Source organism: Variovorax sp. 10L421 (assembly GCF_056395365.1).
The window spans coordinates 62,850-75,982 of sequence record NZ_JBFTJJ010000017.1; the positions used below are offsets into that span (position 1 = coordinate 62,850).

The following is a 13,133-nucleotide window of genomic DNA, read 5'->3' on the forward strand; positions in this document are numbered from 1 at the left end:
CAGTTCCGACTTGACCATGCCATTTGTCTCCTACGCCCAGAATTTCGAAGACGTCATGTTGTGGCGTGCGCTTGGCCACATCGAGCATGGGTTCTACATAGATGTGGGAGCGCAGTCGGCAGATCTGGATTCCGTTACGCGCGCGTTCAGTGAGCGAGGGTGGAGGGGCATCAATATCGAGCCGCATCCGTTTTACTATGCGCACTTGTTGGAGCGCCGCCCTCTCGATATCAATCTCTGCACTGCCGTGGGCGATAGCGTTGGGATGCTCACGATGAATTTCGTTGGAGCAACGGGCTTGTCCACTGCGGACGATCAAATAGCGGCGAGGCATGTCGCAGCCGGTCACGCATTGAATCGTGCCCAGGTAGAACTAACCACGCTCGCCAAGCTATGGAAAGAGCATGTGGCCCATGGTCAAACGGTCCATTTTCTCAAGGTCGATGTGGAAGGGTTCGAGACGGCAGTTCTGGCCGGCAACGACTGGGTCGCGAATCGACCGTGGATCGTCGTTGTGGAAGCAACACTTCCCAATTCGCGAACCGAGAGTCATGGCGAGTGGGAGGGCGCGCTCTTGAAGGCAGGCTACGAGCACGTCTATTCAGACGGCCTGAATCGCTTCTATGTTGCGGATGAACACCGCGAGTTGTCGGACGCGTTCAAGTATCCGCCGAACATCTTCGATGATTTCGTTCCGGCGCAATTGATCGATCTGCAACGGCGTACGGCGCACGCGGAAGGTGAGTTGGCCGAATGGCAACGGCGTACGGCGCACACGGAAGGTGAGTTGGCCGAATGGCGGCGGCGCGCCGGATTGACTGAGAACGAACTGATCGAGGAGCGTATACGTCGCTCTTACGCCGAAAAGGCGCTGATCGAGTCGCGACAACGTATCGAACTGACAGAGGCGAGTGCCATTGACGCAAGAGCTTGGGGTCGGCAAATGCGAGCGCAAGTCGATGAGTTGCGGCGGGAGATCGATGCGCGCGATGTGCTGGTCTCGCAGGCGAATTTACGAGCCGAAGGCTTGGCCGCTCAATACCGCGAAGTTTTGGCATCGAGCTCCTGGCGCATCACAGCCCCATTGCGCAAGATTGCCTCCGCAATTCCCGGGTCGTTCTGGCGCTACTCGCGTCGCGCGGCAAAGGCCGGGTGGTGGGCCGTTACGCCGTGGCGCTTGCCGGCACGCCTGAGATTTCTTCGCGATCGGCGCGCCATGATGCCGCATGGCAATTGCGTCAGTGAATCCAATCTCCCCGTGACGCTCGATCTGGCTAACGACCAAGCCTTGGTGGATGCGAGTGGGCTCTCATCCGATCAGGTGCTATGGCCGACGCAGGCCCCCCACGCCGTTGTCGATAAATGGTCGGCGGCGAGATTCTGCATCGATACATTGCGCAAGCGCGGCGATGTGCGCACGCAGTTCCCCCTCGCGCTCTCCGATCCTTCGGGTAGTGGCTTTGCACACTGGCTCATTGATGAGTACGGCAGCCAACTGGGCCTTTCCGAAGTTGCAAAACAGGCGTTGCGGAACCTCCTGAGCGAGGATATTTCGGCATCCGCCCGGCAAATGTTCTTGTTTCGCGCGGACGTCAGGGTGAACATTCCACACGGTTTGACGCCGCGCGGTCAGGCGGCGTTGTACCGATGGCTCATGGACGAAGGACGGCGCGAACTCGGTCTGCGGGCTGAGGAAATTCTCTGGCTGCTGATGCAAGCCGCAGAGAACCCCGCCTTGGAGTTGGTGCGGGCGTTCCTGTTCACCCCGGAATGGCAAAGAGTTCATCCGGGCGGATTGACCGTATTCGGGCGCGTGGCATTCTCCAAATGGTTCGCTGCAAATTATCAAGTGGCCCCCGACCGCTGGTTGGCTCCGGTCAATTGGCCTGTGAGCATTTCTGCAGCGCGCCAACTACGTGAGTTTTATCATGCGAGCGATGACTGGCGGAAGCGCCATCCAGGTGCTTTGCAGAGCGCCGCCGCTGCGGCGGCGTTGATCACTTGGCTGCAATCTGAAGAGGCCTCGCTGGACGAAGAAGCCCGGGCATGGTGTGCCGCGCTGGATGTGCAGAAGGTCTCTGAAGAATTGGTCTCCGAAGGAGTCAATTTGATTGGACATTTCTGCTGCCCCTCGGGCGTTCGGGTGTCGGCCGAAGCACTGGTTGCGGGTATGAATGACCTTGGTATTCAAACTTCGCTGCGAGATTTGAGGACGGATATCAAGGACGAGCCGAACCACTTTCGTTTTCAGGGGTTAGAGGATTTCGACATCACCATCATTCATACCCAGCCTGAACCGTTCTTCGAAAATGCGTACGCGCGCAGTGATCTGCAGGAGCGTTCTCCTCGAACGTACCGGATCGCCTATTGGTACTGGGAGTTTGACTCCGTGCCTGAAAGCTGGATTGACCGTTCGGCAAACGTCGATGAGGTTTGGACCGCTACCGAGTTCATCGCAAAGGGGCTGCGCGAACGGCTGTCGATACCTGTCAGGACTTTGTTCCCTGGCGTACGACTCGGCAACTACACCCCTCGTGACCGCTCATATTTTGGGATCCGGGAAGACACCTTCACCTTCCTGTTCAACTTCCACATGAACAGCGTGATGGAGCGCAAAAATCCCCTTGGCCTCATTCGTGCCTTCAAGCTGGCGTTTCGGGTGGATGAGCCGGTTTCCCTGGTGGTGAAGACGATGTTCGGTCACCATCATCCCGCCCAAATGGATCTATTGCGCGAGGCGGCAGTTGGCGCCAACGTACAGATCATCGACGAGGTGTACGACGCCGACGAGATCTTGTCGCTTACGGATGTTTGCGATGCTTACGTGTCGCTTCATCGCAGTGAGGGCTTGGGCCTCACGATGGCTGAGGCGATGCTGATGGGGAAGCCAGTCATCGCTACCAACTATTCCGGCAATACTGATTTCATGAACGAATCAAACAGCTTACTGGTGCCCTTCGAACTCGTGAAGGTGGGGCGCCAGTTGCCCCCTTACGATGCCGATCTGGTATGGGCCGAGCCTTCGGCGGAGCACGCTGCGGCGCTGATGCGCCGGCTCGTCGACGAACCCGAATGGGCTCGCGAAGTTGGCGCAAGAGCTAAGGCCAGTGCGGAAGAAACTCTCTGTGTGGAGGCTGCTGCCCCCAAGGTCGCACAACGGCTGGCGGAAATCAGAGCACTCCGAAACCGAGCGTCCGGATTCCAGTGAGCGAGCGTGGCGGCTGGCAGAGGAGTCGATCCTGGGTAAATGCATGGGATTTCTTGCGACGCGGATGTAGGCGCTTCGCAGTACCGCTTTTTTCAAACAAACTTGTGATCTGACAATGAATGAGCTGCATCCGCGCTTGGCGCTGGATATGTATGTATTGACGCAACGAGTCGAAACTGGAGTATTTCGGGTCTGCGATGAGTTATTTCCGTTGATCGCACGATCGCCCAAGTTCAATACGCGGCTTTTCTACAGGCCAGGAAGTGAGGGGAGTGCAGCGGCGCGTGTGCTGGACGAGCGCGTGCCTGCCCCGCGGCATGTGGCAGGCGAAGCGCCCTCACAGGACGCTGACATTCTGTTGTCCCCATTCGGCGTGGCACCTAGGGACTGGTTGCTGGACTCGCGCCTGCTGCAGGCTCATATTGTTTACGATTTGATCGCCATAAATCGCCCCGATTTCTTCTCGCTCGAGGCAGCGGCGGAGGTGCGAAGTATTGTTGACAGCCTGGACGAACACACCGTCATCTTTGCCATTTCGGAGTTCACGAAAAAGGACCTGTTGACTTGCAGGCCAGACCTCAATCCGCGGCAGATCACGGTCATTCCCCTGGCTGCAGGGGCGTCCTTCAGGCCTTGCTCAGACTCGAGGGCGAAGGCTGGAGTGCGTGCGAAGTATGGAGTTCCGCCTCAAGTTCCATTCATCCTTAGCTTGGCGACTCTGGAGATACGCAAGAACCTTGACCAGGTTGTCAATGCGTTCGTTCTGCACATGGAGCAGAACACGTCGAGTCCGATCCACCTCGTGCTCGCCGGTATGTCCGGCTGGAAGTTGGAGCAATTGCAGCACGCGCTGGCGACGGCTGACCGTTGGCGCCATCGAATCATTCTGACCGGTTTTGTCGAAGACGCTGATTTGTCTGCGCTCTATAGCGAGGCGTTGTGTTTTGTCTATTTGTCCCGCTACGAAGGTTTTGGCCTTCCCCCTTTGGAAGCAATGGCGTGTGGCACGCCGGTGATCTGCGCCGACAACTCGTCGCTGCCAGAGGTCGTCGGTCAAGCAGGGTTGCTGTTGGACGCAGACGACATACAAGGCGTGGCCGATGCGGTGCAGAAGATTTTCGTGTCCGAGGAGTTCCGGACGGAACTAGCGCGCGCAGGCATGCAGAGAGCTCGGCTCTTCAGCTGGGAGCGCTGCGCAGAAATTGTCATCACGACACTTTCCACGGCCTATGCACGTCATGCAGAGCGCCCGACGAACCGTCGACAGCGGCCGCTGGCTCCCGGCGCGACGGCCACGAGGTACGCCCGCCCAGACGGCATTGTCGAAGCCAACTTTCTCGACTATCAGAACGGCAGCCATGGCCCACATTTCGCGCGGCATGATACTGCGCCTTTGAAGGTGGCCGGCAGCGAAGGCTGGCCCCGTTGGGCCGATGCAATTCCTGCTCAAGGGGCTCGATCGGAAGAGGGCGGGTTGCGTACGCGCGGCCACTACAAGACGGGTACGGCATCGTTGCCGCTTGTGACGTACATCACCGTGGTGCGCAACAACGCTGCCACGTTGGCGCGCACTATCGAGAGTGTGCAACGCCAGACTTATCCCAATGTGGAGCACGTGGTGCTTGACGGTGCCTCCACCGACGGCACCCTGGACTTGATCCGCCAGTATGCCGACAGAATCGACTACTACGCTTCCGAGCCGGACAAGGGCCTGTATCAGGCCGTCAACAAGGCGATACCTCTGGCGAGGGGCCAACTGATCTGCATCCTCAATTCGGACGATTGGCTGACGTCAGATGCTGCCGAGATCGCTGTTCATCGGATGGGCGATTGCGAAGGGGCCGCCATTCTGCTGACTGCCGCGAACGTCGTGCAGGCGGACACGGTGGTCCAAGAGTGGTATCCAGCGTTTGTTCATCCCGGTAGCTACTTCATGTGCGCGAATGATTGCCATAACGGCATCTATGCCACGCGGGCCGCGTATGAGAACTCCGGTCCCTATGACGAGTCCTACAAGATTGTCGCGGACTTCAAATGGATCATGACGTGCCTGGAAGCGGAGGTGACCTTCGTTTACACGCGCGAATTGACGGTCAATTATTCGCTCGGCGGCACATCCGGTGACGTGCGTCAGCACAGCGTCGAGTGCATGCGAGTGGTCGGCGAGCGCTTTACATTTCTATCGCCTTCCGACATCACGGGGCTGTATCACTGCTTCTTCCTGTTTGCGGGCGCCGCGCGTCTGGAGGCAGCGCCCCTCCGGCGAACGGAATTCTTGCGCGATGTGCATGCTCGGCACGCAGCAAATCCCGATTTCCTCTCAGCGCTTGGCTGGGCATCGATCGAGAAGCTTCAGCACCCCGCCGATGGCGAATCGACGAAGCCTCCAGTTGTCGATGCAAAGGTCCCATCCGGCAGATGGCTTGTCAAAGAGTTGGCAAAGAAAATACTGTCGCCATTTCCGCGTGTGTACTTGGTTGCCCAGCGCCTGTTTTGGTCACTGCGAAAGAGGTGAGTCGTGGCAAGAATTGCCTATCTGGACCATTCGTTTCACCGGACAACCAAGTCAACTGCGTTTTTGCCTGAGATTCTGGAGCGTCACGGGCACAGTGTCGATTTCTTTTGGGACGATGCATGGCGGGGGGGGATGCCGGTCGCATGGGCGGACGTGCAACCCTATGATGTCGTCATCATGTTTCAGTCGTACTGCCGGCCGGATGAGCAGTATTTTCGGCGTTCGCATCCGAACGTTGTCTATATACCGATGCTTGATCAATTTGGAGTATGGCAGGGCCCGGTCTTCAATCTGTCGGCATTCTGGGAGCCATTCCAAGGATCCAAGGTTCTGAATTTCTCGAACGCGGTGCATTGCATGACAACGGGCTTTGGCATCGTCAGCCACTTCGCACGTTTCTATCAGCCAATGGAAGCGATGCCTGCACCGTCGCAGCAAGGCCTTCACGGATTTTTTTGGCTGCGCCGCGAATTGCAGTTGCCTTGGCGCGTGATTCGCAAGCTTATAGAAAACACGAGATTCGATAGTTTTCATATTCATCTGGCGACCGATCCAGGCAGCCCGCCTGCCGAACTGCCATCCGCGGAGGATATTGCTCGGCATCGAATCACCACTTCCGCATGGTTCGAGAACAAAGCAGACCTGAACGAGTTGATGGCGCGCGCCAATGTTTTCTTCGCTCCACGGCTGGAGGAAGGAATCGGTCAGTCTTTTCTCGAAGCAATGTCTCGCGGCCAGTGTGTGGTGGCGCCCAATCAGGGAACGATGAACGAGTACATTGTTCCGGGTGTCAATGGATTGCTGTACGACCACCAGAATCCGCAGCCGCTCGATTTTTCCCATGTGAACAAGCTCGGCGCCGAGGCGCGAGAGGGCGCATTGGCGGGCCGTGCCCTGTGGGAGAGCGCGGAAGCGGAACTCGTGAGCTTCATCTTGACGCCCAGCGAGACGCTTTATGCAGGCAAGTACCAGCATGCGTTCGTGGGCGCTCCTCTGCAGGCAGGTCCCGGGAAGACTGCCGCGGCAAACCAGGCGAACGATCCTGGCGCCCCGTCAGCGGCCAGCTTGCGTCGCCTTGCCCAGAGCCACGCGATCTTCAGGACGACGAGGTTCATATGGCATCCCATGGTCAGATTCGTTCGTCATATCATTGGGCGCTAAGAGTGATACCGCACAGTTTTTCGTCGCATTCGCTGCGCAACTAGACAAGGGAGCCACGTTGCAAATGAAGAAGATTTTTATTGCCGGTCATCGCGGTCTGGTAGGTTCGGCCACGCTCGCGGCGCTCGAAAAGCAACCGGGAGCTTACGAGGTGCTAACGCGAACCCGCACAGAGCTTGATCTCGAAGATCGAGACGCTACGCGTGCATTTTTCCTGCAGCATCGCCCTGACTACGTGGTCATGAGCGCTGCCAAGGTTGGCGGGATCCTTGCGAACTCAAATTTCCCCGTCGATTTCCTGCACAACAACCTGCGCATCCAGTTGAACGTCTTCGATTCCGCTCACGAGGCGGGTGTCGATCGAATGCTCTTCCTGGGGTCCTCATGCATCTATCCGCGAGATTGCCCGCAGCCGATCAGGGAAGAGTACTTGCTGACCGGTCCGTTGGAAGCTACCAATCGCCCGTACGCGCTCGCTAAGATCGCCGGCGTGGAGTCTTGCTGGGCTTTCAATCGACAGTACGGCACGCGTTATCTTGCCGCTATGCCGACGAACATGTACGGCCCGGGAGACAACTACCATCCGCAGCACTCTCATGTGCTGCCTGCGCTAATTCGCCGGTTTCACGAGGCCAAGGTAAAGGGCGATCCTGAGGTGGTCGTCTGGGGATCCGGCACTCCTCGCCGGGAGTTCATGTATTCCTCCGACTTGGGCGAGGCAATCCTGTTCCTTCTCGGTCTTCCCGATGAGCGGTTCGCAGAGCTCACGCATCCCGACGTCACGCCTTTGATCAACATTGGCGTGGGCGAGGACGTGACCATTCGCGAGGTGGCGGAGCTCGTGAAGCAGGCCGTCGGCTATGAAGGCGAGCTCAAGCTTGACGCGACCAAGCCCGATGGAACGCCGCGCAAGCTGCTGGATGTAGGGCGGCTTTCGGCCCTCGGATGGAAGGCCCGAACGCCCCTCGTTACCGGCCTCCAGAATGCGTATCAGGACTTTCTCGGGCGCCATGGCTGAACACCCGCTGAAGCGTTACGCGAGGCGCCTCGCCAAAGGTGCGTGGTGGCTTGCAACGCCGTGGTGGACGCGTAGACGGTTGGCTTTCTTGCGTCAGCGCTCAGAGGTCGCGGCGCGCACCACCGAGTTCGAGCTGATGATCGGTGCCGAACGCGAGCAGGGCGAGTTGCGCAGGCGCGGAATACCGGTGGCTATGTCGGTTCCATTTGATCTGTTTGACGATGAAATGGTCTGCGAGGTGGCCGGCTTGCCACGAGACAAGGTCCTGTGGCCACCTGTGGCCACCGCAGACATAGCCGATCGCCAGTCGGCCGCGCGCTTCCTCATCGATTTGTGGCGTAGGCGCAGTGATCTGCGCGGGCGTTTCCCGCAGGCTCTTGAAAGTGGTCGGCATGGGGAGTTCGCGGAGTGGCTGCAAGGCGAGGGCGCCTCGGAGGCGGGCCTGAACGAGTCGGCCTTGTCATTGCTGCTCGACGCGTTGGACGTCGGCTTGGCCGACCCTGCCCGCCAAGCATTTCTTGCAAACATCGCACTGTCTGCCGCGATGCCGCATGGCCTGACTCCGGTTGGTCAACGGAAGCTGTTTCGATGGTTCATTCGGCATGGGGCGGAGGAGTCGGGATTGCGTCTCGAGGAGCTCTGGTGGCTTTTTCTGCAGGCAGAGCGCAACCCGGCGCGCGAGCTGATGCTGGCCTACGATTTCAGCCCGGCATGGCAACGTTCGCATCCCGATGGGCTGACCATCTTCGGTCGAGAGGCATTTTGTGCCTGGTTCGCGTCGGAATACGGCGCCTCGGGTGGCTGGATCGACCCGGTGAATTGGCCTGCGTGGGAGGCGCCCGCACTGCAAATTCGAAGTGCTTATTGGGCGCGGGACGAATGGCGTGCAGCTCACCCAAATGCGCTGCTGCATGAAGAGAGTGCCGGCGTATTTCTGACGTGGTTGGCATCGCCCGCGGCGGGCTTGCCAGAGACCGCCCGCAAATGGTGTGCGTGCCTCGATGTGTCTAGCGTAGCCCGCGAAATTGCGCAGCCAGGCATCAACATGATTGGGCACTTTTGCTACGCGTCGGGTTTGCGCGTTTCGGCCGAATCGATGGTCCAGGCTGTGAACTCCGCCGGTGTGTCCACTTCACTGCGCGACCTGTGCACGGACGTCAAGGATGAGCCCCGCCATGCTGAGTTCGGTGGTATGGAATACCACGACGTTACGGTCATACACACACAGCCCGAGCCTTTCTTCAAGACGGCTTATGAGCGCGCTCACTTGTGCCCCCGAAGTCCGCGCACCTACCGCGTCGGCTATTGGTACTGGGAGTTCGACTCCATTCCTGAATCCTGGTTGGCTCACGCCGAGCAAGTAGATGAAGTTTGGACTGCGACCGAGTTCGTAGCACGTGGGCTGCGCGAACGACTACATGTACCGGTTCGTACTCTGTTTCCGGGGGTCAAGCTGGCGCCTTACAAGAAGCGCGGCAAACGCCACTTCGGGTTGAGCGGTACGGACTTCACCTTCCTTTTTACGTATCACATGATGAGTGTGATGGAGCGTAAGAACCCGAAGGGGCTAATACGTGCGTTCAAACAGGCCTTTACTCCCGACGAGCCTGTGCGACTGGTCCTGAAAAGCTCATTTGGCGATCGCCATCCCGAGCAAATGAAGGAGTTGCGAGATGCTGCCCGCGGCGCCAACGTCACCATCATTGACGACATTTTCAGTCCTGACGAGGTGCTTTCTCTCATGGATGCTTGCGATGTTTACGTTTCTTTGCATCGCAGCGAAGGGCTCGGTTTGACAATGGCCGAAGCAATGCTGATGGGGAAACCCGTGATCGCCACGGCCTTTTCAGGCAACATGGATTTCATGAGCGAGGACAACAGCTTGTTGGTGCCCTATGAGCGCGTGAAGCTGGGGAGTCCGATTCCCCCCTACGACGCCGATCTTGAATGGGCCGAGCCCTCCGTTGAGCACGCGGCGCTGTACATGCGACGTTTGTTCGAGGATCAGGAGTGGGCTCGGCAGATTGGGGAACGCGGCAAACTGAGTGCGCAAGCCAATTTGTCACTGGAGGCCGCGGGGCATCGCATCGCATGCCGCCTTGACGAGATCAGGGCCTTGCGGGCAACGACGACTTGAATCGAGCGGTTATTTCTCGACGATTCGTCCGTGCTCCATGTGGATCACGCGGTTGCATTCCTTGGCAATGAGTTCGGGCGAATGCGAAGCAAGCACCAAGATGCCGGACTTCGAGACCACATCCCGCATCCGTTTCTCGGCCTTTTCCGTGAACTCCGCGTCTCCAACCGATAGCCATTCGTCCATAAGGAGAATGTCGGCCTCGACGCTTGTGGAAATCGAGAATGCCAAGCGCATCATCATGCCGGTAGAGTAAGTGCGCACAGGCATGTTTACGTATTCGCCCAAGCCGCTGAACTCGCAGATGTCGAGCGTCAGGTTGTCGATCTCTTTCTTGCTCATCCCCATGACGAGTCCGCGCAGCATGATGTTCTCAATGCCCGTTGCGTCCATCTCGATGCCAAGCGACGGGTCGATCAGGCTGGCAATCGAGCCTTGGCGCTCAAACTCGCCCGACGACGGTTCGTAGACGCCGGCCAGCGTGCGCAGCAAGGTCGACTTGCCCGCGCCGTTGTGACCCACCAGACCGAGCCGGTCACCGCTCTTGAGTTCGAGGTTGACGCCACTGAGCGCTTGAACCACGGTCACACCGGTTTCCTTGCCGAAGCGTCCGCCAGTCACGGAGGCTGCAAGCGTCTTCTTGAGGGAGTTGGCGCCAGCGCCGTAGATTGGGAAATTGACTGCGACGTTTTTGAGTGAAATGAATGCCATGGATCAGAGCCAGTAGACGACGCGGCGGCGGTACTTCGAGAACAGAAGAATGGCCAGCGTCAGACACATCGCCGTCCAGACCAGGATGCCGATCCAGCTGTGGATGTGTGCAACGCCGCCCATCAGAGGGGTGCGCAGAAGGTCCAGCATTTGCGCGAACGGGTTCCACAACACGTACTTGGCGCGTCCGGGAAGGCTCTCGGGCAGCCAGAAGACGGGCGTCAGAAACATCAGCATCTGCATCACGCTGGTGACGATCTGCGTGACGTCGCGATAGCGTGTGCAAATCAGGCCCAGCAGGAGGCCGAGGGCATGCGCATTGACGATCAGGATGGCAAAGGCTGGCAGGACAAGAAGCACAGACCACGACAGCGAAATGCCGGCCCAGATCGCCACCGGGATGTAAAGCACGATCTGATGGGCAAACTGGATCAAGTTGCGAGCCAAGCTTCGCCAGACGAACAGGCTGATCGGAAAGTAGCCTTGCTTGAGATAGTTGGACGACCCGACGAAGGCATTGCAGGCGTCCGTAACGATGCTGGAGAAGAACCCCCAGAAGATGATGCCGAGCGCCAGGTGCGGAAAGAACCTGGAAAGCTCGGTGCCGAACAGCGAGCTATACAGCGGGCCCATGCCGCCGATCATCACGCCCATGCTCAAGGTGAGCCACATCGGGCCGAGCATCGAACGGCGATAGCGCAGAACAATGTCGAACCAGGCGAGGGTCCACCAGATGTCGGTGCGGCGGGTGCCTTGCCACCAGTCAGATAAGGCGCTTCGGTGTAGATTGGAATGGACTTGGCTCATGTACGTCCGTAAGTGTCCGCAAGGCGGACGATGTCGTCTTCGCCCAGGTAGCCGCCACATTGCACTTCGATGAGCACGAGCTCTTCGTCGCCGGTGTTGGTGAGGCGGTGTTTCTCTTTCAGGGGAATGTAGCGGTATTGGCCGGGGAGGGTCTGATGCTCGACGTCTCCGATCTGCACGATGCCCTGGCCTTGTACCACCACCCAATGCTCGGCGCGCTGGTGATGATATTGGAGCGACAGTGCTTCACCAGGCCGGACCGTGATTCGCTTGACCTTGTAGCCTTCTTCTTCCTTGAGCGAGGCGTACGTGCCCCACGGGCGGTGGACCACTGGCGGCAGATGCACGGTCTCGTGCTTGCGGGCCTTCAGTACATCGACGACTTTTTTCACCTTCTGTGCACTGTCCTTGTGGAGGACGAGCAGCGCGTCTGGCGTATCGACGATCACGAGGTCGTGGACGCCCACAGTAGCAACGACCTTCGGTCCATAGCTTTCGACCTGCACATGCGTACCGGTCGTGTCGAGTGCCACCACGTCGTCGGGCAGCGTGTTGCCGCTGGCGTCGGGGGTCAAGGCGTTGGCAACGGCGGGCCAGGAGCCCACGTCGCTCCAGCTGAATTTGGCGGGAACCACATGAACATTGGAGGCGCGTTCCAGCACTGCATAGTCGATGCTGATATCCGGTTGGAGGCCGAATGCATGAAGATCGAAATTCACGGATTCGCCTGCGGTCTTGGAAGTTTCCAATGCATACCTTGCTGCCCGAATCACGTCGGGGGCATGCTTTTCGAGGGCCGCGATGATTGTGTCTGCCGTGAAGGCGAACATGCCGCTGTTCCAGTAGTAGCGACCCGTGGCCAGGTACTTTTGTGCTGTCTCGAGGTCGGGCTTCTCGACAAACCGCTTGACTCCCTGGCTCTCGCGCGAGACATGCTCGACCTCGATGTAGCCGAAACCCGTGTCGGGGCTCGTCGGGCTCACGCCGAACACCACGAGATTGCCTTCCTCGGCCAGGCGGAAAGCCTCGGTCGCACTGGCCACGAAAGCATGAACATCGGGCACGAGATGGTCTGCCGAAAGAACCAGCATGACCGTATCACCGCTGAACTGGCGCGCGCACTGCAGCGCAGCCAGCGCGATGGCCGGGCCGGTGTTGCGCCCCTTGGGCTCGAGCAGAAAAGTCGTCGCCGGTGGATCGCTCATCTGCTGGAGCACGTCCCGGGTCAGGAACAAGTGATCCTTGTTGGTCACGACCATCAGATCGCCAGTGCCGCAAGCCTGACCTCGTTCGATGGCTTGCTGGAGCAACGTGGAGTCCCCGATTTTCATGAATGGCTTAGGGAAAGCCTGGCGCGACGCAGGCCAGAGCCTGGAACCGGCGCCTCCCGACAGCACCACTGAGAGTAGCCTCATCTTTTTTCCTTTTGCTTTAAAACCGGATCAATTTTACGGGCAGCCCTTTCAGGCATCGGTGCGAGGGTGCCGCAACCGATACCGCGCTGCCTATCCGGGCGTTACGAAGATAATCCTCTGCCCTGCGGCCGGCGGTCCATGTGTCGGGCGCTGCCCCATTT

The 13,133-nt window shown here is 58.9% G+C and carries 8 protein-coding genes; 5 read left to right on the forward strand and 3 right to left on the reverse strand.

Features of this window, described 5'->3' with window-relative positions; all coding sequences use genetic code 11:
* Positions 1–16 precede the first annotated feature (16 nt).
* The 5 genes from AC1DFC_RS20825 (at position 17) to AC1DFC_RS20845 (ending at position 10,039) form a co-directional block, all read left to right on the forward strand.
* Positions 17–3,208, forward strand: a complete 3,192-nt coding sequence (locus tag AC1DFC_RS20825) for an FkbM family methyltransferase (protein ID WP_478179925.1) — start codon at positions 17–19, stop codon at positions 3,206–3,208.
* Positions 3,209–3,323: 115 nt separating this feature from the next.
* Positions 3,324–5,723: a glycosyltransferase gene (locus tag AC1DFC_RS20830; protein WP_478179906.1), complete on the forward strand. Its 2,400-nt coding sequence runs from the start codon at positions 3,324–3,326 to the stop codon at positions 5,721–5,723.
* A 3-nt stretch (positions 5,724–5,726) separates the two neighbouring features.
* Positions 5,727–6,884 (forward strand): glycosyltransferase, encoded by a 1,158-nt coding sequence (locus tag AC1DFC_RS20835; RefSeq protein WP_478179907.1) that lies wholly within the window; start codon positions 5,727–5,729, stop codon positions 6,882–6,884.
* A gap of 64 nt (positions 6,885–6,948) precedes the next feature.
* Positions 6,949–7,902, forward strand: coding sequence for a GDP-L-fucose synthase family protein (locus tag AC1DFC_RS20840; protein ID WP_478179926.1), 954 nt, complete (start codon positions 6,949–6,951; stop codon positions 7,900–7,902).
* Positions 7,895–10,039, forward strand: a complete 2,145-nt coding sequence (locus tag AC1DFC_RS20845; protein ID WP_478179908.1) for a glycosyltransferase family 4 protein — start codon at positions 7,895–7,897, stop codon at positions 10,037–10,039. The genes AC1DFC_RS20840 and AC1DFC_RS20845 overlap by 8 nt, the downstream gene beginning before the upstream one ends.
* 9 nt (positions 10,040–10,048) lie before the next feature.
* On the opposite strand, the gene AC1DFC_RS20850 is transcribed toward AC1DFC_RS20845, so the two are convergent.
* Genes AC1DFC_RS20850 through AC1DFC_RS20860 form a run of 3 tightly spaced genes read right to left on the reverse strand, consistent with a single transcriptional unit; the run spans position 10,049 to position 12,972 of the window.
* Positions 10,049–10,750, reverse strand: a complete 702-nt coding sequence (locus tag AC1DFC_RS20850; RefSeq protein WP_478179909.1) for an ABC transporter ATP-binding protein — start codon at positions 10,748–10,750, stop codon at positions 10,049–10,051.
* A 3-nt stretch (positions 10,751–10,753) separates the two neighbouring features.
* Positions 10,754–11,557 (reverse strand): ABC transporter permease, encoded by an 804-nt coding sequence (locus AC1DFC_RS20855; RefSeq protein ID WP_478179910.1) that lies wholly within the window; start codon positions 11,555–11,557, stop codon positions 10,754–10,756.
* On the reverse strand, positions 11,554–12,972 hold the full coding sequence (locus AC1DFC_RS20860) for a mannose-1-phosphate guanylyltransferase/mannose-6-phosphate isomerase (RefSeq protein ID WP_478179911.1): 1,419 nt from the start codon (positions 12,970–12,972) through the stop codon (positions 11,554–11,556). The genes AC1DFC_RS20855 and AC1DFC_RS20860 overlap by 4 nt, the downstream gene beginning before the upstream one ends.
* Between the last annotated feature and the right edge of the window lie 161 nt (positions 12,973–13,133).

Bases quoted from the DNA above. Each gene is read 5' to 3' on its own strand.
- AC1DFC_RS20830 (WP_478179906.1), top strand. From the start codon at position 3,324: ATGAATGAGCTGCATCCGCGCTTGGCGCTGGATATGTATGTATTGACG.
- AC1DFC_RS20825 (WP_478179925.1), top strand. From the start codon at position 17: ATGCCATTTGTCTCCTACGCCCAGAATTTCGAAGACGTCATGTTGTGG.
- AC1DFC_RS20850 (WP_478179909.1), bottom strand. From the start codon at position 10,750: ATGGCATTCATTTCACTCAAAAACGTCGCAGTCAATTTCCCAATCTAC.
- AC1DFC_RS20860 (WP_478179911.1), bottom strand. From the start codon at position 12,972: ATGAGGCTACTCTCAGTGGTGCTGTCGGGAGGCGCCGGTTCCAGGCTC.
- AC1DFC_RS20845 (WP_478179908.1), top strand. From the start codon at position 7,895: ATGGCTGAACACCCGCTGAAGCGTTACGCGAGGCGCCTCGCCAAAGGT.
- AC1DFC_RS20840 (WP_478179926.1), top strand. From the start codon at position 6,949: ATGAAGAAGATTTTTATTGCCGGTCATCGCGGTCTGGTAGGTTCGGCC.
- AC1DFC_RS20855 (WP_478179910.1), bottom strand. From the start codon at position 11,557: ATGAGCCAAGTCCATTCCAATCTACACCGAAGCGCCTTATCTGACTGG.